The sequence below is a fragment of the Mesorhizobium sp. M0514 genome, assembly GCF_040321145.1.
Lineage (GTDB): Bacteria > Pseudomonadota > Alphaproteobacteria > Rhizobiales > Rhizobiaceae > Mesorhizobium.
Window position 1 is genome coordinate 1 of the sequence record NZ_JAMYQZ010000078.1, and the last position, 20,882, is coordinate 20,882.

Here is a 20,882-nt window from a genome sequence, read left to right on the forward strand (position 1 = left end):
GGGGGGGACTAGCACCGGACGTCAGCGCTGCCCCCACCCCGACGCTGCGCTCGACCCTCCCCACAAGGGGGGAGGGTTAAGGGAGCTCACCGCCCGCCGATGACGCCGATATAGTCGGACACCCAGCGGTAGTAAGGCACGCACTGGTCGTTCTGGGTGGCGCACTTCGAGACCGGCGTCTTCCAGAACTTGATCTTGTCGAAGTTCTCGTAGCCGTTGGTCTTGCAGCCTTCCTCGCCGAGCAGCTCGTTGCCCTTGCAAGCAGCGGGCACGACCGGGAGCGAGCCGAACCAGGCCGAGACGTCGCCCTGGACCTTGGGCGACAGCGAATGCTCAAGCCACATATAGGCGCAGTTCGGGTGCGCGGCGTCGGCCTCCATCATGGTGGTGTCGGCCCAGCCGGTGACGCCTTCTTCCGGCACGGTCGAGGCGACCGGCTTCTTGGCGGCGACCAGCGTGTTGACCTGGTAGGGCCATGAGCCGGAGGCGACGACGCCTTCGTTCTGGAAGTCGTCGACCTGGATGGCGGCGTCATGCCAGTAGCGGCCGACCAGCGTCCGCTGAACACGCAGCAGCTCGAGCGCTGCCTTGTACTGGTCTTCGTTCAATTCGTACGGGTCCTTGATGCCGAGTTCCGGCTTGTGGAACATCAAATAGTTGGCGGCGTCGGCGATGTGGATCGGGCCGTCATAGGCCTGGACGCGGCCCTTGTTGGACTTGCCGTCCGGCAGGTTCATTTCCTCGAAGACGACGTTCCAGCTCTTGGGCGCTTCCTTGAAGACATCGGTGTTGTACATCAGGATGTTCGGGCCCCACTGATAGGGAACGCCGTAATGCACCTTGTCGACGGTGAACCAGGGCGCATCCTTCAGACGGTCGTCTACCGCCTTCCAGCTCGGGATGAGATCGGTGTTGATCGGCTGCACGCGCTTGCCGGCAACGAGGCGCAGCGATGCGTCACCCGAAGCGGTGACTAGATCGAACCCACCCTCATTCATTAGCGAGACCATCTCGTCGGAGGTGTTCGCGGTCTTGACGTTGACCTTGCAGCCGCTCTCCTTCTCGAAGGAGGTCACCCAGTCATAGCCCTTGTCGGTTTCGCCGCGCTCGATGTACCCCGGCCAGGCAACTATGCTGACCTCCCCTTCGCCCTTGCCAAGTTCCTTGACCTGGGCGACGGCCTGACCGGAAAAGGTCAGCGCGACCGTCAAGGCGGTGCACGTCTTCAGGAATGAATTCATCGTCAATCTCCCATTTTGGCGCCTGACTGCGAAGCGAGTCGCCGCCGCGGTCAGCCGCAGGCTGAAAAGCGTCAGTTCATCCGATGGCACGTTGCCGCTCTGATGGCGGCTTTCGTCCCTGACATGAAAAGTGCTCGGAAAATTCCGGTTTCGCAAATTCATTTATCAGAAACGCGATATCGGTTTTTCCGATAGATAACCACGCACCCTATCAACGCTGCTGGCGTACCATACGCTGCGACTGGGCAAGGCCGATGAAGTCGCGCGACGCCTGCGGCAGACCGGAGCCGCGGCGCCAGACCATGCCGACCTGGACGACCGGCAGGGAACCCGAAATGTCGCGCGATTCGATGCGGTCGCCTTCCAGCGACCACGGTCGGTAGACTAGGTCGGGCAGCAACGCCACGCCCGCACCTGTGGCGACGAGGCTGCGAACGGCTTCGACCGAGCGGGTGCGAAAGGCGACATGCGGCCTGGCGCCGATCGCCGCCAGAAGCTTGCCGGTGTTCTCCTCGATCTCGTCGACGGTCAGCATGATCAGCGGCTCGCCGGCAATGTCGCCTATGCCGATAATGTCGGCGCTGGCCAGCTTGTGGCCGAGCGGGACCCACAGCCGGTAGGCCGAGACCTCGAGGATTTCCGACTGCAGCGCGGTGCGGTCGCGCAAATTGGAGGTGACCATGACGGCAATGTCGAGCTTGCCGCCGATCAGCAGATGTTCGAGATAGTCGCCATTGTCCTCGATGGCCGAGACATCGACGCCGGGATAGGCGCGGCGGTAGCGCGCCAGCAGATCGGACAGCACATAGCCCGCGACCAGCGAGGTGACGCCGAGCTGCAGGCGCCCGCCGGCCACCACCTGGTCGTCGGAGAAAGCGCGGCGCGCATCGGAGACGTCGGCCAGGATCTTGGTCGCATGGCGCAGGAACTGGTGGCCTTTGTGAGTAATGTTGAGGCCACGTGGGTGGCGCTCGAACAATTCGACGCCGAGATCGCTCTCCAGCTCCTTGATCGCCTCGGTGACCGAGGATTGCGAGATGGAGAGGTTTTGTGCGGCGCCCGACACCGTGCCTTGCTCGGCGACGGCAATGAAGAACTGCAGCTGACGGATGGTGAAAGCCATGGCCGGACTAAACACCGGCGCGACGGGGAAGGAAAGCCGAAGGCGGGCCTTTTACCCGTAGGGCTTGAGGCGCCTCCTGTCAGCCGAAGCCGAGGCGCCGCCGGCAGGCAGGACCGTAGCGAAGCGCGAGCATAAAAGCCGTCTCCAGCGCCAAAACGATGACGATGATGCGAAAGCCGATGGCATAGGAATCCCGGCCGCTGCCGCGCATAAGGTAGCCGGTGACGAGGAAGCCGGTGTTCCATAGCGTGGCGCCGAGCAGCGTCGCCGCCGCGAAGGGCAAGAGTGGCAGACGGAGCGCGCCGGCCGCGATCGGCAGATAGTTGCGAACCGTCGGGATGAACTGCGCCAGCAAGGAGACCCGGACATGATGGCGGCGATAGGCCTGACCAAGCTTGCTGTAGGTCGCATAGCGCAAGCAGACATATTTGCCGAAACGCTCGACCAGCCTGTCGGCACGATCCAATCCAATCCTACGGCCCACACTATACCAGACAAGGCAGCCTGTGATGGCGGACAGCGTCGTCACCAGGAGCAGAATCGCCAGCGCCAGGAGATCGGAGGCTGCCGTCATGCCGAGGAACAGCAGCAGCACATGCGAGGGCGGCAGCGGCAGGATCTTTTCTGTGAAGGCGAGGCAGGCGACGCCGAGCAGGCCGAAGCCCAGGATCGCCGACAGTGGATCAGTCATGCGAAGCGCCGGTCATAGGTTTTGAGGTTCTTGATCCTGGACACCTTATACACCGTCATACACCGTCGCCGGCGGAAAGTTGCGGAATGTCCGGCCAAGCCGGGTCCGCTTCCAGGTCGGAGCGCGCAAGCGTCCAGGCCATGAGGAAAGACAAGGCATCGTTTGCAGCATGGTGACCTCATTGCTGATGCGGGCAATTCGCCCGGCCCGCATTTCGACGAGGCGCTGTTTGCGGCTGCCAAGTTGCATGGACATTGCGAAGAGCCGGATGATTGAAAAACAATTTTTCACCAGAACGACATCTTATGCGGCCGGCGACGCGGACGCATGATGCACAACATCGCCTTCGTGGTATCGGGTAGCGGCATGGGCCGGGATCGCGGCGCGCCAGTCGCTGGTGTTTGGCTAGGCCGCAGCGATGCTGAGGCGCGCTCCAGCCTCGGCAAGTGCCGAGGCAATGTCGCGCGGCGGCGGCTGGTCGGTGGCGAGTTCGGAAAAACCGTCGAAGCCGCAGACCTGGACTAGACCCTGGCGACCGAACTTGGTGTGGTCGGTGATGACCAGCGAGCGCTGGCCGCGCGACAGCACCATGCGGGCGAACTCCGCCTCTTCCAGATCGTAGTCGGCAAGGCCTGCGGCGGCATCGACGGCGCCGATCGAAATCACCGCATGGCTGACCGAGAAGCGGCTGACGAAATCGATCGCCGAGGCGCCGAAGGCGGCTCCGGAATCGCTGCGCAATTCGCCGCCGGCCATATAGACCTTGTTGCCGTTGACGGTGGCCAGCGTGCGGGCGATGTCGGATGAATTGGTGACCACGGTCAGCCGCCGGTGGCCGAGCAGTTCGCGGGCCAGGAACGAGGTCGTGGTGCCGGTGTCCAGCATGACCGATTCACCGTCGCGAATGGTGGCAGCGACCATGCGGGCGATCAGCCGCTTGGCCTCCGCATTGTCGCGCATGCGCCGCTCGAAGGGCGCTTCGCCGGCCATCGACGGCAGGCCGATGGCGCCATGCATCTTGAGCACCGAGCCATTGCCGGTCAGTGGCTTGACATCCCGGCGCACCGTTTCAAGCGAAACCCCCAGCCGGTCGGCGAGGCTGGCAATGGTGACGGTGCCCTCTTCCTTGAGGAGGCGGAGGATTTCGCCATGCCGTTTCGAATGGATCATCTGGCTTCCTCAATTTGCGGCCTGCCCGGTTTTAGGGCAATGCCGCCGTTTTTAAAGGAATTGCTCGTGGTTTCGGGCAAAACACCCAAAAAAAGTCACAACATTTCATTGACAGCTAGGCAGCACTGGCGTGACATTGACGGCGTGACAGCTTCGGAACTGCCACGGGAGGGTGATGGCAGAGCCGCAATTCACGGACCGGACCGTTTGGCCAGACCGTCTGGGTTTGAACTGGCACAAAAGTTTCTCAAATCCGCGGGGGCGGAGACCGGGTATCAAAACCTGGCCAGAGGGGCTCGTCGGTGCGGCGCGGGATAGGAGTTCCTGCGTCCCGCACCGACGAGATTTTTTGCGTTTCCCAACGCTCGTTGCGCGGCGCATGGCGCCCAGGAAAGCTCCGCAAAAGTCAGGGATGGCCCCGTGACTGCTGAAGACCGCATCCGGGCCTTGCCTTGCTGGAATGGCAGCATCGACATTGCGCCGCTGCCGGGCGGCCTCAGCAACGCCAACTATCTGGTCAAGGACGCGGCCGGGCGGCATGTCGTGCGCTTCGGCCAGGACTATCCATTTCACCACGTCTTTCGCGACCGCGAGGTGATGACGGCCCGCGCGGCGCACGCCGCAGGCTTCGCGCCGGCGGTCCGCCATTCCGAACCCGGCATCATGGTCACGGAATTTCTCGGCGCGAAAACCTATGTTGCCGAGGACGTGCGCGCCAATATCGGCCGCGTCGCGGCCCTTATGCGCGGGTTCCATCGCGAGATGCCCAATCACATCTCCGGCGCCGGCTTCATGTTCTGGGTCTTCCATGTCATCCGCGACTATGCGCGAACGCTGAGCGAAGGCGGCAGCCGCAAGCGCGACGAGCTGCCCAGGCTGCTGGCTCTGGCCGACGAGTTGGAGCGGGCGCAGAAGCTGCTGCCGATCGTATTCGGCCACAATGATCTTCTGCCGGCAAATATCCTCGACGATGGCGACAGGTTGTGGCTCATCGATTTCGAATATGCCGGTTTCAACACCGCGATGTTCGATCTTGCCGGCGTTGCCTCCAACGCCGAGATGAGCGACGCGGAGTCCTTCACTTTCCTCACGGCGTATTTCATGCGCGAGCCGGATGAGGCGATCCGCCGCTCGCACGCGGCCATGCAATGCGCCTCGCTGCTGCGCGAGGCGATGTGGAGCATGGTTTCCGAACTTTACCTCGACGCGCCCGGCATCGACTACGTCGCCTACACCGCGGAGAACCTGACGCGGCTCGACGCGGCGCTGGACAACTACCGCACGAAGTACGGGACACAGTCATGACATTGCCTACACATGCCGGCATCGTCGTCATCGGCGGCGGCATTATCGGCTGTTCGACGGCCTATCACCTGGCGCGCGACCACAAGGCCGATGTCGTGCTGCTGGAACAGGGCAAGCTGACCTCGGGTTCGACCTGGCATGCGGCCGGGCTGGTCGGCCAGTTGCGCTCGTCGGCCTCGATCACCCGCGTGCTCAAATATTCGGTCGAGCTCTACAAGGGACTGGAAGCCGAAACCGGGCTCGCTACCGGCTGGAAGATGACCGGGTGCCTCAGGCTTGCGACCAATGCCGACCGCTGGACCGAATATAAACGGCTGGCGACGACGGCCAGGAGCTTCGGCATGGACATGCAGTTGCTGTCGCCGGGGGAGGTCAAAAAGATGTGGCCGCTGCTGGAGACCGGCGACCTCGTCGGCGCCTCCTGGCTGCCGACCGATGGGCAGGCCAGCCCCTCCGACATCACGCAGTCGCTGGCCAAGGGCGCGCGCATGCATGGCGCCAAGCTGTTCGAGGACGTCCGCGTTACCGGCTTTGACATGACGGACGGGCACATCACCGCGGTGAAGACCAACAAGGGCGACATTGCTTGCGACAAGGTGGTGAACTGCGCCGGGCAATGGGCACGCCAGGTCGGCGCGATGGCCGGCATTTGCGTGCCGCTGCAACCGGTCAAGCACCAGTACATCATCACCGAGAAGATCGACGGGCTGGCGACCGACGCGCCGACAATCCGCGATCCCGACCGCCGAACCTATTTCAAGGAAGAGGTCGGCGGGCTGGTGATGGGCGGCTATGAGCCGAACCCGCAGGCCTGGGCGACCGGCCTGCCCGGCGGCGATGTCCCCGATGACTGGGAGTTCCGCCTGTTCGACGACGACTACGATCATTTCGAGCAGCATATGAGCCAGGCGATCGCGCGCGTGCCGGCGCTGGAGACGGTCGGCGTCAAGCAGATGATCAACGGGCCGGAGAGTTTTACGCCGGACGGCAATTTCATCCTCGGTGTCGCGCCCGAATGCGCCAACATGTTCGTCGGCGCCGGCTTCAACGCCTTCGGCATCGCTTCCGGCGGCGGCGCCGGCTGGGTGCTGGCGCAATGGGTTGTCGATGGTGAAGCGCCGCTCGACCTTTGGGTGGTCGACATCAGGCGCTTTTCCAATTTGCACCGCGACCGGCAATGGGTCAGCGATCGCACGCTGGAAGCCTATGGCAAGCATTACACGATCGGCTTTCCGCATGAGGAGTACGTCTCGGGCCGGCCGCGCATCGTCTCGCCGCTCTACGAGCGGCTGAAAGCGCACCGCGCGGTGTTCGGCTCCAAGCTCGGCTGGGAACGGCCGAACTGGTTCGCGCCGCAGGGCGCCACATCCGAAGACATTTATTCCATGGGCCGGCAGAACTGGTTTGGCCCGGTCGGCGAGGAGCATCGCCATGTGCGCGAGAAAGTCGGCATCTTCGACCAGTCGTCCTTCGCCAAATACGAAATGACGGGTTCGGATGCGGCTAAGGCGCTGGACTGGATCTGCGCCAACGATGTCGCCAAGCCGGTGGGACGGCTGACCTACACGCAGCTGCTCAACACGCGCGGCGGCATCGAGGCCGATTTGACGGTGGCCAGGCTCGCCGAAGACAAATTCTACATCGTGACCGGCACCGGCTTCCGCACGCATGATCTCTCCTGGATCGGCGACCATGTCGGCAAGGGCCTCGACGTGACGTTGAAAGATGTCACCGAGGATTTCGGCACGCTGTCGCTGATGGGGCCGCGCGCCCGCGATGTGCTTTCGGCCGTCACCGACGCGGATGTCTCGAATGCCGCCTTCCCATTCGGCCATGTCAGCGAGATCGCCATTGCCGGTCACACGGTGCGGGCGCTGCGCGTCACCTATGTCGGCGAGCTCGGCTGGGAATTGCATGTGCCAATCGCCGCCACCGGCGAAGTCTTCGACGCATCGATGGCCGCCGGCAAGCCTCACGGCATCCGGCCGATCGGCTACCGGGCGCTGGAATCACTTCGGCTGGAGAAAGGCTACCGCGCCTGGGGCTCCGACATCACCCCCAACGACACGCCTCAGGAGGCCGGCCTCGGCTGGGCGGTGAAGCTGAGGAAGAACACCGATTTCGTCGGCCGGCGGGCGCTCGAAAAGATCAGCGGCGCCGACCTGAAGAAACGCTTTGCCGGCTTCACGGTCGACGATCCCGATATCGTGCTGGTCGGGCGCGAGACGATTTTGCGCAATGGCGAACCGGTCGGCTATCTCACCAGCGGCGGATATGGCTACACGCTGGCTAAGAACATCGGCTATGGCTATGTCCGCAACGCCGATGGCGTCAGCGACGATTTTCTCAGCTCAGGCGACTATGAGCTGGTGGTGGCGATGGAACGGACGCCGGCGAAGATCCATCTCGAACCGATGTACGATCCTTCGATGAGCAGGATCAAGGCATAGGCTGCGCCAGACTCAGCTCACGCGCAGCACAAGGCCGCGGCTGGGCACGGTGTCAGCCTCGCCCGGCATCGAAACATAAGGCGCAGTCTCCTCGGCACGAACGACCCTGCCCTCAGCCTCGAGCGCAGCGATGCGATCGGCGAAGCCGGCGTTCCACAGCGTGTTCTTGACCGTCAGCACGATGATGCCGTCCGGCCGGCAGATGCGGATCAGTTCATCCAGCCCCCCGGCGCCGACATGGCCGGAGGTGAAAACGCCGGCCGAGACGATGCCGGCATAGGCATTGTCGGCAAAGGGCAGCGGGCCGCCGAGCGCCAGGCAATGCAGCGCCGAATAGACGCCCTTTGCCGCTGCCTTGGCCAGCATGCCTTGCGAAATATCGAGCGCTTCGACCTGGGGATAGCCGGTGATGGCCAGCCACTCGCCGATCAGCCCGGTGCCGGCGCCGGCGTCGAGAAGCGGTGCGGCGCCGCGCGGCAGATGGCGGGCCAGCAGGGCCAGGCAGATCGTCGGATGGCGGTAGCCGGCGGCCGACATATCGGCATCGTAGGTTTCCGACCATTTGTCATAGATCGCGGCGACGTCCTCGGGCCGTTGCGCCGCATAGGCGGCGCCAAGCCCGCCATGATCCTTGTTGCCCGCCATGGCTGTTTCTCCGCCAGCTCGCTGCTCACCCTCGATCGGATGATAGCCAAACGGCGAAAACTGTGGAACCGTTGTCGCAAGAAATAACACGCCAGGGGCAACAGGCATGGGGACGGACGAGGCACGCGCAACACTTGCGGCAATTCCGGCATTGGCGGGCTATGACGGACCGCTTGAGCGGCTGGGCGGGATGACCAATCTCGTCTTTCGGGCCGGCGATATCTGCCTGCGCATGCCCGGCAAAGGCACGGAGGAGTATATCAACCGCGCCAATGAAGCGGTGGCGGCGCGTGAGGCGGCCAAGGCCGGCGTCAGTCCCGAGGTGCTGCATGTCGACCCCGCGACAGGCGTGATGGCGAGCCGCTTCGTTGCCGGCGCCGAGACAATGTCGCCGGAGAAGTTCAAGCTGCGCGCCGGTAGCCCGGCCCGCGCCGGCGAAGCCTTCCGCAAGCTGCACTCGTCAGGCGCGGTGTTCCCGTTCCGCTTCGAGCTGTTTGCGATGATCGACGACTATCTCAAGGTCTTGTCGACCAAGGAAGTCGCCTTGCCGCCGGGCTACCACGACGTGGTGCGCGAATCCGACACCGTGCGTGCGTCCCTTGCCGCGCATAGACTGCCGATTGCCGCCTGCCATTGCGATCCACTGTGCGAGAATTTTCTCGATACGGGCGAGCGGATGTGGATCGTCGACTGGGAATATTCGGGGATGAACGACCCGCTCTGGGACCTCGGCGACCTCTCGGTCGAAGGCCGGTTCGACACCGCGCAGGAGGAAGAGATGATGCGCGCCTATTTCGGCGGCGAGGCAAAACCGGCCGAGCGCGGCCGCGTCGTCACCTACAAGGCGATGTGCGACCTGTTGTGGACGCTCTGGGGCCTTATCCAGCTTGCCAACAACAACCCGGTCGCGGATTTCCGCGCCTATGCCGACGGCCGCTTCGCCCGTTGCAAGGCGCTGATGGAAACGCCTGAGTTTTCACGGCATCTAGCGGCGGTGCGCCAAGGTTAGGTCAATTCACGCCTTTCGGCACGTTCTCCGGCGGCACGACTGTTTCGACCACCTTCTGGCGGTGGAAGATGAACAGGCCGGCGAGCACGACGATGGCCGAGCCGATCAGGATGCGCGGTCCCGGCACGTCGCCGAAGAAGGCCAGGCCGAAGATCACCGCCCATAGAAGCAGGCTGTAGTGCAGCGGCGCCAGCGTCGAGGCAGGGGCCAGTTTCAGCGCCCTGGTAATCATCAGATGCGCGCTGCAGGAGACGATGCCGAGCAGGAGCATGGCGCCGAAATCGAGTGCCGAGGGCGTCTGCCAGGCGCCTATGGTCATCACGCCGCCGACCAGCAGCGTGCCGATAGTCTGCCAGGTGACCAGCGTTGTGTCGCTGGTGCCGCGCAGGCGGCGGCTGAGGATGATGGCAAAGGCGAACGCGATGCTGCCGACCAGTGCGAACAGCGAGGACTGCGAGAACGCCGCCGAAGAGGGTTTCAAGATGATCAGCACGCCGCAGAAGCCCACCAGGATGGCGGCCCAGCGGCGCCAGCCGACCTTTTCGCCGAGCAGGAAATGCGACAGCGCCGCCACATAGATCGGCCCGGCCATGTAGAAGCTCATCACATCGGCCAGCGGCAGATAGACGACGGCGGCATAGAACAGCGCTGTGTCAACCGTGGTCGCCAGCACGCGCAGAATCTGGAGGACCGGCCGCTCCATCCGGAACAGTCTGCCGGCGCTCTGGTTGGCGATCATCGGGCCGAGCACGATGAAGGCGCCGATCGATCGGATCAGCACCACCTGACCGACCGAGAAGCTGGCGACCAGCCATTTGCCCATCGCGTCGTTCAGCGCGAACATGAAGTCGCCGGCCAGCATCAACAGGATGCCGGCCAGGAGCGCGTTCCTGATGGTGAAGGTGCGGACGAGCGACTGGGCCATGCGGCTCCCTAGCTGCAAGCGGCCGCTTTGACGAGGCAAATCGGTAAGACCAGCGGCGGAAATCGGCTGTTTCTACGCAGTTTTGTGCCGCCGGTTCACCTGTCCGGGACGGCCGGCGATCGACAGCCGTGTCTCTTGCTTCGTGCGCTCGGCCACCACCTTGCCCCTGGCGACGACGCACAGCCGTTCGGCACGTAACCTCAAGGCTTCGATCGGGTTGCCGGCATCGAGGATGACGAAGCTGGCGCGCTTGCCCGAGGCAAGGCCGAGATGATCGAGGCCCATGATGGCGGCGTTGACATTGGTGACCATGTCGAAGCAGCGTGCCATGTCGGCAGGGCTCGACATCTGAGCGACGTGAAGCCCCATGAAGGCGACGTCGAGCATGTCGGCGGTGCCCAGCGAATACCAGGGGTCGAGAACGCAATCCTGGCCCCAACCGACGCGGATGCCGAGCGCCAGCATCTCCTTCACCCGGGTCATCCCGCGGCGTTTGGGAAACGTGTCGTGGCGGCCCTGCAGCATGATGTTGATCAACGGATTGGGGATCGCCGACACACCGGCCTCGGCAATCAGCGGCAAGAGCTTGGAGACGTAATAATTGTCCATCGAGTGCATGGAAGTCAGGTGCGAGCCGGCCACCTTGCCCTGAAGGCCAAGGCGGTGGGTCTCATAGGCAAGCTGCTCGATGTGGCGCGACAGCGGATCGTCGGTCTCGTCGCAATGCAGGTCGACCATCAGCCCGCGCTTAGCCGCGATTTCGCACAATTCGGTCACCGAGCGCGTGCCGTCGGCCATGGTGCGTTCGAAATGCGGGATGCCGCCGACGATGTCGACGCCCATGTCGAGCGCGCGGATGGTGTTGTGGCGCGCCGTCGGCGAGCGATAAAACCCGTCCTGCGGGAAGGCGACCAATTGCAGGTCGATATAGGGCGCGACAATCTTCTTGACGTCGAGCAGCGCCTCGACCGCGAGCAACCTGTCATCGCAGACATCGACATGGGTACGGATGGCGAGCAGGCCCATCGAGACCGCCCAGTCGCAATAGGCGAGCGCCCGCTCGCGAACCGCGTCATGCGTCAGGAGCGGCTTCAGCTCGCCCCACAGCGAAATGCCCTCCAGCAGCGTACCCGAAGCGTTGATGCGTGGAATGCCGTAGGACAGCGTCGCATCCATATGGAAATGCGGATCGACGAAGGGCGGCGAGATCAGATTGCCACGGGCGTCGATCGACGTGCCGGCGCTGACATGCAGTTCGGGCTCGATGGCGACGATCGTCTCGCCGATGATGCCGAGGTCGGCGACGGTGCCGTCGGGCAGCGTTCCGCCACGTACAACAAGGTCGAAATCCATCTGTCGTCATCTCCCTGCAGATCAGTCGCCGCAATCGTGGCGCAAAAGACACCGTGCCGCAGCCGATTGTCTCCGCGACAGCGAAAGGTTCCATCCGGCCACAACTCGCTCTATAAGCCGCCTTTCGCCCCGGTGGCGAATCCGAAATTCGTCAGTCAGGCATGGGATCGGCCATTTGTTTCGCTTCTTCCGTTCGTCGGAAAACCAGCGCCTTATCGCAAGGCTTTTGCGGGAATCCTTTCACGCGCATAGATTTGGCTACGCTGCGGCCATTCTGTCGATGCTGGTGGTGGCGGCAACGACAGCAGCCAGCGCCTATATGCTGCGCGAAATCACCAATGAATTCGTGGTTTACAAGCGGATTGGGCAGGTCAATCTGATCGCGGCCGCGACCGGAGCGATCTTCATTCTCAAGGGCTTCGCAAACTTCATCCAGGCCTACTTCATGAGCAGGGTCGGCAATGCCATCATCGCCGACCGGCAGCGCAAGATCTATGACAGCATTCTTGCGCAAGGCATCGAATTCTATCATTCGACCTCTTCGTCCGAACTGATTTCGCGCATGACGAACAATGCCCAGGCCGCGCGCAGCGTGCTCGACCAAATCGTCACGTCCTATGTTCGCGATCTGGTGACGCTGGCTGCGCTGGTGGGGGTGATGGTCTGGCAGCAGCCGGCGCTGTCCCTGATCTGTCTGGTGATCGGGCCGATCGCCATTTACGGCGTCAATCGTATCCTGAAGCGCGTCCGAAAAATTGCCTCGCAAGAATTCCGTTCGCTCGGCCAGATCGTGCAGGTGATGCAGGAAACGGCGATCGGCGTGCGCGTCGTCAAATCCTTCGGTCTCGAAGGCGCCATGCGCAAGCGCATGTACAAGGCCGTGTCGGACGTGGAGAGCCGCGCCAACAACATCGCCACGCTGGAGGCCGCCACCAGCCCGGTGATGGAAACGCTTGCGGGGCTGGCCATCGCTGGCGCCGTTTTTGTCAGCGGCTTTCTGGTTCTGGGCGGCGGCGGTCAGATGCCGGGCAACATCATGGCCTTCATCGCGGCGCTGCTGTTGGCCTATGAACCGGCCAAGCGCCTGGCCCGCGTACGCATCTCGCTTGAAACCGGCATTGTCGGCGTGCGCATGATGTTCCAGCTCGCCGACCGGCCGCTGACACTGGCCGAAAAGCCGTATGCAAAGCCGCTGCGGGCCGGGCCGGGCGAGATCCATTTCGACAATGTCAGCTTCGCCTACCCCGAAAGCGCGCCGGTGTTCGAGGGACTGGACCTGACGCTTGCCGCAGGCAAGATGACGGCGCTGGTCGGACCCTCGGGCAGTGGCAAGTCGACCATCCTCAACCTGATCATGCGCATGTACGACCCGCAGGTCGGCAGGGTGATGTTCGACGGGCAGGACATTTCTTGTGCCACGCTCACCTCGGTCAGGGAAAAGATCGCCTATGTCAGCCAGGACACGTTCCTGTTTGCCGGCACGATCATGCACAACATCAGGCTCGGGCGCGAGGGCGCCACGGACGAGGAAGTAATGGCCGCCGCAAGGGCCGCCAATGCACATGACTTCATCAGCGCCCAGGCGAAAGGCTACGACACGGATGTCGGCGAGAATGGCGCGCTGCTGTCAGGCGGCCAGCGCCAGCGCATCTCGATCGCGCGCGCCATGCTGCGCAATGCGGAGATCCTGCTGCTCGACGAGGCGACCAGCGCACTCGACGCCGAATCCGAGGCGCTGTTCCGCGACGCGCTGCAGCAGCTGACGGTCGGGCGAACCACCATCGTCATTGCCCACCGCCTGTCGACCGTGCACCAGGCCGACACGATCGTGGTGCTGGAGGCCGGCAAGGTGGTGGAAAGCGGCGCGCATCGCACGCTGCTCAACCAGGGCGGGCTGTATCAGAAGCTTTACGAATATCAGCTGATGCCGTGAGCTTTACCCTCCCCCTTGTGGGGAGGGTCGCTGCGCAGCAGCGGGGTGGGGGTCGGCGCCGCACCCCTCACTCCGGCACGTGCCGCACCGCGCCCTTGTCGGCGCTGGTGGCGAAGGCGGCGTAAGCGCGCAGCGCGGTCGTCACCTTGCGCTTGCGCTTTTCCTCGGGCTTCCAGGCCATGGCGCCCTTCGCCTCCATGGCCGCGCGGCGCGCGTCGAGTTCAGCGTCGCTGACAGCAAGCCGGATCGTGCGGTTGGGGATGTCGATCTCGATCGTATCGCCTTCCTGCACCAGTCCGATCGTGCCGCCTTCCGCTGCTTCGGGCGAGGCATGGCCGATCGACAGGCCTGATGTGCCGCCTGAGAAGCGGCCGTCGGTGACCAGCGCGCAGGCCTTGCCGAGGCCTTTCGACTTCAGATAGCTCGTGGGATAGAGCATTTCCTGCATGCCGGGACCGCCGCGCGGTCCTTCATAGCGGATGACGACAACATCGCCGGCCTTGATCTCGTTGGACAGGATCGCCTTGACGGAGGCGTCCTGGCTTTCGAACACGCGGGCCGGGCCGGTGAACTTCAGGATCGATTCATCGACGCCCGCGGTCTTCACGATGCAGCCGTCGAGCGCCAGATTGCCTTTCAGCACGGCGAGGCCGCCGTCTTTCGAGAACGGCGTCTTGGCTGAGCGGATGACGCCCTTCTCGCGGTCGAGATCGAGCTCGTCCCAGCGGCGGTCCTGGCTGAAGGCGACCTGCGTCGGCACGCCCCCCGGAGCGGCGAGGAAGAAATCGCGGACGCTCTGGCTCAACGTGCGGGAAATGTCCCAATGGTCGAGCGCTTCGCCAAGGCTCGCCGTATGCACCGTGGGCAGGTCGCGATTGAGCAGCCCGGCATTGTCGAGCTGGCCAAGGATGGCCATGATGCCGCCGGCGCGGTGGACGTCTTCCATATGCACGTCGGACTTGGCCGGTGCGACCTTGCATAGCACCGGGACCCGCCGTGACAGCCGGTCGATGTCTTCCATGGTGAAGTCGACTTCGCCCTCGTGCGCGGCGGCCAGGATATGCAGCACGGTGTTGGTCGAGCCTCCCATGGCGATGTCGAGCGTCATGGCGTTCTCGAAGGCGCCCTTGGAGGCGATGCTGCGGGGCAGTGCGGACTCATCATCCTGCTCGTAGTAGCGCTGGGCGAGATCGACGATGAGATGGCCGGCCTCGACGAACAGCCGCTTGCGGTCGGCGTGGGTTGCCAGGGTCGAGCCGTTGCCGGGTAGCGACAGGCCGAGCGCCTCGGTCAGGCAATTCATCGAATTGGCGGTGAACATGCCGGAGCACGAGCCGCAGGTCGGGCAGGCCGAGCGTTCGATGACCTTGACGTCCTCGTCGGAGATCTTGTCGTCGGCGGCGGCAACCATGGCGTCGACCAGGTCGAGCGCCTGTGTCTTGCCGGCGAGCACCACCTTGCCGGCTTCCATCGGACCGCCGGAGACGAAGACGCTCGGGATATTGAGGCGCAACGAGGCCATCAGCATGCCGGGCGTGATCTTGTCGCAATTGGAGATGCAGACCATGGCATCGGCGCAATGCGCGTTGACCATGTATTCGACCGAGTCCGCGATCAGCTCGCGCGACGGCAGCGAATAGAGCATGCCGTCATGGCCCATGGCGATGCCGTCATCGACGGCGATGGTGTTGAATTCCTTGGCGACACCGCCGGCCTTCTCGATCTCGCGCGCCACCAGCTGGCCAAGGTCTTTCAGATGGACATGACCCGGCACGAACTGGGTGAAGGAATTGACCACCGCGATGATCGGCTTGCCGAAATCCGAATCCTTCATGCCGGTGGCGCGCCACAGGCCGCGGGCGCCGGCCATGTTGCGGCCGTGGGTGGTAGTGCGGGAGCGATAGGCAGGCATGAATTTTCCTTGGCTGGCTGGCTGCGCTCAACGCGGAGCGTGGCGGCGCTGGATTTGGATCGCAGGGTTTATAGACCGGCAAGTATGGTCTGGCCACATTTTTGCAATGCGCCAGAGTCTCGCTGAAATCAGGGTTTCGAAAAAGATTGCCGGCCAGTGTCGGATCGCTAGCCCGGCATCCGTCCTTGGGACGACGGCAAGGGAATGGCACCATTTCCATAAGTCAGCCGCTTCACCTGTAACCGCAACCAAACACCCGAGGAGCATGACATGCAAAAGATCACCACCTGCCTGTGGTTCGACGGCCAGGCCGAAGAGGCGATGAATTTCTACGTTTCCATCTTCAAGAACTCGAAGGTGCTGAGCGTGCTGCGTTGGCCCGAAGGCCATGCCGATGCCGGCAAGGCGCTGGTGACCACGTTCGAACTCGACGGCGTGCAGTTCCAGGCACTCAACGGCGGACCGCAATTCAAGTTCAATGAGGCGATGTCACAGTCGATCGACTGCAAGACCCAGGAAGAGGTCGATTATTTCTGGGACAAGCTCATCGAAGGCGGCGGCGAACCGTCGCAATGCAGCTGGCTGAAGGACAAGTTCGGCGTCTCCTGGCAAGTCGTGCCGGAGCAACTGCCGCGCCTGCTTCTGGATCCGGACCGGGCCAAGGCCGGGCGGGTGATGTCGGCGATGATGCAGATGAGCAAGATCGATATTGCCAAGATCGAGGAAGCTGCGAAGGGGTGAGAAGCGGCCGCGTAGCGGACGAAAAGCCAATTGCTTTGCTTTTCGAGCTTCGAACGCCCTGAGCCATGCGAACGGCCGGCGCGCGTTGGAGCCAATTGACCCTTCAACGTCGGCGCTGCCCCTCACCCGCCCTTCGGGCACCTTCTCCGCGTAAACGGGCAGAAGGAAAAGGGGCGCCTTACGGCGCCTTGTCGCGGACCTGGTAGTCCTTGATGGTGGCGAAGCGGATCGCCCTCCAGCGTTCGGCTTCGTAGTTCAGCGAGAAGGCGTTCTGGGCCAGAAACACCGGGTCGTTGTCGAGATCACGGGCGATGTCGCCGCGATGCGCCTCAATGAAGCGAAGCGTCTCGGCCTTGTCGTCGGCAGAGATCCAGCGGCAGACCGAGAAGCGCGACATCTCGAATTCGACCGGCAGCGTGTATTCGAAATTCAACCTTTCCTTCAAGACGTCGAGCTGCAGCGCGCCGACAACGCCGACGATGGCCGGCGAGCCGTCTTCCGGCGAAAACAGCTGCACGACGCCTTCCTCGGCCATCTGGTGCAGCGCTTCCTTGAGTTTTTTCGCCTTCATCGCGTCGCCGAGGCGCACACGGCGCAGGATTTCCGGCGCGAAGTTAGGTACGCCGCGGAACAGTATCTCCTCGCCTTCGGTCAGCGTATCGCCGATACGCAGCGTGCCGTGGTTGGGAATGCCGACGACATCGCCGGCAAACGCTTCGTCGGCGGTGACGCGGGTGCGGGCAAAGAAGAACTGCGGCGCCGACAGGCTCATCGGCTTGCCGGTGCGCACCAGCTTGGCCTTCATGCCGCGCTCGAGCTTGCCCGAACAGACGCGCACGAAGGCGATGCGGTCGCGATGGTTGGGGTCCATATTGGCCTGGATCTTGAACACGAAGGACGTCATCTTCTCCTCCGTCGCCTCGACCTTGCGGGTGTCGGCCTCCTGCGCGCGCGGCGGCGGGCCGAAGGCGCCGAGCGCCTCGATCAGGTCGCGCACGCCGTAATTGCGCAGCGCGGAGCCGAAATAGACCGGTGTCAGATGGCCTTCGCGGAACGCGTCGATGTCGAGCGGGCGGCAAGCTTCGCGCGCGAGCTCCAGTTCCTCGATGAAGGCTTCGCGCTCGTTTTCCGGCAGCAGGCCGGCGACGCGGTTGGAGTCGGGGCCGTTGACCGGTGTGCGGTCTTTCTCGGCATCGCCCCTGCGCACAGCGTTGAGCGCCAGGTGGTAGGTGCCGGCAAAAGTCTTGCCGCGGCCGATCGGCCAGGTGATGGGGGCAGTGTCCAGCGCCAGCTTCTGCTCGATCTCGTCCAGAATCTCGAAGGGGTCGCGGCTTTCGCGGTCCATCTTGTTGATGAAGGTGATGATGGGGATATCGCGCAGCCGGCAGACCTCGAACAGCTTCAGCGTGCGCGGCTCGATGCCCTTGGCGGCGTCGATGACCATGACGGCCGAGTCCACCGCCGACAGCGTGCGGTAGGTGTCGTCGGCAAAATCCTCGTGGCCGGGCGTATCGAGCAGGTTGAAGACATTGTCCTCGTATTCGAAGGTCATCACCGAGGTGACGACCGAAATGCCGCGCTCGCGCTCGATCTTCATCCAGTCGGACCGCGTCTGGATGCGGTCCTTCTTGGCCTTGACCTCGCCGGCAAGCTGGATGGCGCCGCCGAACAGCAGCAGCTTTTCGGTGAGCGTCGTCTTGCCGGCGTCGGGGTGGGCGATGATCGCGAAAGTGCGGCGGCGCGATACCGCCTGTTCGATGTCTTCAGCCAATTTCTGGAATCCTGTCTGTGGCGCGGGCTTCTAGCAGCGCATTGCCAGCCTGTCGACAGTTTCGGGCCGGCAGGCCGACCACACTTGAGCTTGAATCGTTACGGTGGCATCAGAGGAGCCCCTTCTGAGAGGTCCGGTATGAGCAGCGCTAAGGAAGTCATCGTCATCGGCGCCGGCATTATCGGGGCGTCCATCGCCTGGCACCTGACCAAGGCCGGGGCGCGGGTGACTGTGATTTCCGATAGTGGTGCCGGCGGCGTCGCCACGCCAAACTCCTTTGCCTGGATCAACGCCAGCTGGGGCAATCCCGAAATCTATTTCCGGCTGCGCATCCGTGCGATGGCCGAATGGAAGCGGCTGGCAAACGAGCTGCCCGGCCTGCCGCTCGCCTGGTGCGGCGGGCTGTGCTGGGATCTGCCGGCCGACAGGCTCGAAGCCTACGCGGCTGAGCACGCTTCCTGGGGTTACGGCATCGAACGCGTCGACGCCGGGCGGGCAGCGCAAATCGAGCCCAATCTCGTCGAGCCGCCGGAATTCGCTGTCTATGTCGCGGAAGAAGGCGTGGCCGAACCGGTCGCAGCGGCCAAGGCGCTGCTGGCCCACGCAGAACGGCAAGGTGCGCGCGTTCTCTCCAGTTCTGTAACCGCACTTGTCCAGACCGATGGCAGGATTGCCGGTGTCGATACATCGCATGGGCTGATGCCAGCCGAAGAGGTGGTGATCGCAGCCGGTGTCGGGGCGCCCGATATTGCCGCTACCGTCGGCATCAAGCTGCCGATCGAGACGCCGCCCGGTCTGATCGTCCACTCGCAGCCCTACAAGAAGCTCCTCAACGGGCTGGTGCATGCCGAAAAGCTGCATATGCGCCAGACGGCGGAGGGCCGCATCATCGCCGGCTCGGATTTCGCGGGGAGCGATCCCGGTGAGAATCCCGACGCCACGGCGCGCGAGCTGTTTGCAGCAATGAAGGCGGCTTTGCGCGGCGCCGACGAACTGGAATTTGATTTCCACACGGTTGGCTACCGGCCGACGCCGATCGACGGCTTTCCGATCATCGGCAGCGCCGAGGACACGGAAGGTCTCTATGTCGCCGTCATGCATTCCGGCATAACGCTGGCGCCGGCGGTCGGGCTGTTCGCCACGCGCGAAATTCTCGGCGGCGAGCGTGATCCGCTGCTGACGCCTTATGGGTTGGGTCGGTTTGCTCAGTAGCCCGGCGGACGCTTGAAGCCGCCGGTCAGCGCTTCGATCGCCTTGGCGATGTCGAGCAGCCGCGATTCCGACCAGCGCTTGCCGACCAGTTGCAGGCCGATAGGCAGGCCGTCGCGGTCTTGCCCGCAGGGCAGCGAGAGTGCCGGATGGCCGGAATAATTGAAGACCGCGCCATAGGCCGGTAGCATCCAATAGCTTTGCTCCTTGCCGTCGACTTCGATCGGCGTGCCGGGCTCACAATGCGCGAAGGCCGTGGTCATGGCGACCGGGCACAGCAAGGCATCGCAGGTTTCGAAGAACCTGTCCCAGGCCAGGATCGAGCGGTCGCGGCGAGCGAGCGCCTCGAACCAATTGGTGATCGGCGTTGGCTGCTCCGGCGGTTCGGGCTGCGCTGCCTCCAGCATCATGCCGATCAGATCGCCGCCCTGCCCCAGATCGTCATGCAGATCGATCTCAGGCAAGTTCGCTTCTTCCACAATCACCCCTGCTGATTGCAACCGCTTGGCCAGGCTTTCGGCGGCGACAGCGATTTCGCCAGCCACCGGAAAGCCGGTGATGGACGGCGCCACGGCGATGCGCAATGTCTTGAGGTCTAGCCTGGGCATGGCCTCTACGGGCACCGGCGCGAGGTCCGTGTCTGCTCCGTCCGGGCCGGCGATGATTTTGTAGATCAGCGCAAGATCCTCCACGCTGCGCGCCAGCGGGCCGAGGCAGGACATCAGCCGCACGCTACGCGCCGCGCCGTTCGGATCGGGGAAGGCGCCGGCCAGGGACACGCGGTGCTCGGTCGGTTTCAACCCGTAGACGCCGCAAAAAGCCGACGGCAGGCGGATCGAATCCTGCATGTCGGTGCCGACATCGAACGGCGTCATGCCGGTCGCCACCGCTGCCGCTGCGCCACCGCTGGACCCGCCTGACGTGCGCGAGCGGTTCCACGGATTGCTGGTGCGACCGAACAGCGGATTGTCCGATTGCCAGTCGCCCAGCATCGTCGCGACATTGGTCTTTCCAATCAGGATGCCGCCTGCGGCTTTCAATCGGGCGACGACCGGACTGTCTGCCTTTGCCACATAGTCGGCGAATGGTGCGAAACCAACCGTGGTCTTCATATCAGCGGTTTGGTGCATGTCCTTCAACGTGAAAGGCACGCCATGCAGCGGTCCGAGCGCATCGCCGCGCGCCTGCACCGCGTCGGCTTGTTTCGCGCGCTCGCGGGCGCCTTCCCGATCGAGATTGACGACCGCGTTGACCGCCTCGTTATGCAGGTCAATCTGCGCCAGTTGCGCGTCTAGCGCCTCAACGGCGGAGATTTTTCGCGCCGCAATCGTGGCGGCGAGGTCGACGGTCGAGGAGAAGACTAGGTCCATGGCGAATGCTCCGGCAGTCGGCGCCTTCGCCAAA

16 protein-coding genes are annotated in these 20,882 nt (G+C 63.7%); 6 read left to right on the forward strand and 10 right to left on the reverse strand.

What is annotated here, in order from left to right; translation table 11 throughout:
• Positions 1-86 precede the first annotated feature (86 nt).
• From NKI61_RS25315 to NKI61_RS25330, 4 genes are all read right to left on the reverse strand, one after another.
• The gene (locus tag NKI61_RS25315) at positions 87-1,241 is read right to left on the reverse strand and encodes an ABC transporter substrate-binding protein (protein ID WP_023692632.1); all 1,155 of its coding nucleotides are present in this window, start codon (positions 1,239-1,241) and stop codon (positions 87-89) included.
• Between the two features lie 211 nt (positions 1,242-1,452).
• Positions 1,453-2,364, reverse strand: a complete 912-nt coding sequence (locus NKI61_RS25320; protein ID WP_023673412.1) for a LysR family transcriptional regulator — start codon at positions 2,362-2,364, stop codon at positions 1,453-1,455.
• A 79-nt stretch (positions 2,365-2,443) separates the two neighbouring features.
• A complete protein-coding gene (locus tag NKI61_RS25325; RefSeq protein ID WP_023685101.1) occupies positions 2,444-3,055 on the reverse strand; it encodes a DedA family protein in 612 nt (203 codons plus the stop codon).
• A 405-nt stretch (positions 3,056-3,460) separates the two neighbouring features.
• A complete protein-coding gene (locus NKI61_RS25330) occupies positions 3,461-4,225 on the reverse strand; it encodes a DeoR/GlpR family DNA-binding transcription regulator (RefSeq protein WP_023685103.1) in 765 nt (254 codons plus the stop codon).
• A 420-nt stretch (positions 4,226-4,645) separates the two neighbouring features.
• Here NKI61_RS25330 and NKI61_RS25335 point away from each other — a divergent pair, with 420 nt between their 5' ends.
• Entirely contained in the window at positions 4,646-5,530 is an 885-nt protein-coding gene (locus tag NKI61_RS25335) for a phosphotransferase family protein (protein WP_023703531.1), read from the forward strand.
• Entirely contained in the window at positions 5,527-7,980 is a 2,454-nt protein-coding gene (locus NKI61_RS25340) for a GcvT family protein (RefSeq protein WP_352841420.1), read from the forward strand. Before NKI61_RS25335 ends, NKI61_RS25340 begins: the two co-directional genes overlap by 4 nt.
• Before the next feature lie 12 nt (positions 7,981-7,992).
• Here NKI61_RS25340 and NKI61_RS25345 read toward each other — a convergent pair whose 3' ends face one another.
• Positions 7,993-8,625, reverse strand: a complete 633-nt coding sequence (locus tag NKI61_RS25345; protein WP_352841422.1) for a class I SAM-dependent DNA methyltransferase — start codon at positions 8,623-8,625, stop codon at positions 7,993-7,995.
• Between the two features lie 106 nt (positions 8,626-8,731).
• Between NKI61_RS25345 and NKI61_RS25350 the strand changes: the two genes are divergently transcribed.
• Complete coding sequence (locus NKI61_RS25350) at positions 8,732-9,634, forward strand: phosphotransferase (protein ID WP_352841424.1); 903 nt, start codon at positions 8,732-8,734, stop codon at positions 9,632-9,634.
• A 1-nt stretch (position 9,635) separates the two neighbouring features.
• Here the strand turns inward: NKI61_RS25350 and NKI61_RS25355 are convergent, their stop codons facing one another.
• Entirely contained in the window at positions 9,636-10,559 is a 924-nt protein-coding gene (locus NKI61_RS25355; RefSeq protein WP_352841426.1) for a DMT family transporter, read from the reverse strand.
• Between the two features lie 72 nt (positions 10,560-10,631).
• A complete protein-coding gene (locus NKI61_RS25360) occupies positions 10,632-11,912 on the reverse strand; it encodes an amidohydrolase family protein (protein ID WP_352758386.1) in 1,281 nt (426 codons plus the stop codon).
• 175 nt (positions 11,913-12,087) lie between these two features.
• Here NKI61_RS25360 and NKI61_RS25365 point away from each other — a divergent pair, with 175 nt between their 5' ends.
• Positions 12,088-13,845 (forward strand): ABC transporter ATP-binding protein, encoded by a 1,758-nt coding sequence (locus NKI61_RS25365; protein WP_352841428.1) that lies wholly within the window; start codon positions 12,088-12,090, stop codon positions 13,843-13,845.
• A 67-nt stretch (positions 13,846-13,912) separates the two neighbouring features.
• On the opposite strand, the gene ilvD is transcribed toward NKI61_RS25365, so the two are convergent.
• Positions 13,913-15,757 (reverse strand): dihydroxy-acid dehydratase, encoded by a 1,845-nt coding sequence (gene ilvD, locus NKI61_RS25370; protein ID WP_352511012.1) that lies wholly within the window; start codon positions 15,755-15,757, stop codon positions 13,913-13,915.
• Positions 15,758-16,027: 270 nt separating this feature from the next.
• Between ilvD and NKI61_RS25375 the strand changes: the two genes are divergently transcribed.
• Positions 16,028-16,498, forward strand: a complete 471-nt coding sequence (locus NKI61_RS25375; RefSeq protein ID WP_023823794.1) for a VOC family protein — start codon at positions 16,028-16,030, stop codon at positions 16,496-16,498.
• A gap of 178 nt (positions 16,499-16,676) precedes the next feature.
• On the opposite strand, the gene NKI61_RS25380 is transcribed toward NKI61_RS25375, so the two are convergent.
• Entirely contained in the window at positions 16,677-18,269 is a 1,593-nt protein-coding gene (locus tag NKI61_RS25380) for a peptide chain release factor 3 (protein WP_352841431.1), read from the reverse strand.
• A 138-nt stretch (positions 18,270-18,407) separates the two neighbouring features.
• Here NKI61_RS25380 and NKI61_RS25385 point away from each other — a divergent pair, with 138 nt between their 5' ends.
• Positions 18,408-19,481 carry an NAD(P)/FAD-dependent oxidoreductase gene (locus NKI61_RS25385; RefSeq protein WP_352841434.1) on the forward strand — a complete coding sequence of 358 codons (1,074 nt, stop codon included), beginning with the start codon at positions 18,408-18,410 and terminating at the stop codon, positions 19,479-19,481.
• Here the strand turns inward: NKI61_RS25385 and NKI61_RS25390 are convergent.
• Positions 19,475-20,848: an amidase gene (locus tag NKI61_RS25390; RefSeq protein WP_352841436.1), complete on the reverse strand. Its 1,374-nt coding sequence runs from the start codon at positions 20,846-20,848 to the stop codon at positions 19,475-19,477. The two genes, NKI61_RS25385 and NKI61_RS25390, sit on opposite strands and share 7 nt — an antisense overlap.
• Positions 20,849-20,882 lie beyond the last annotated feature (34 nt).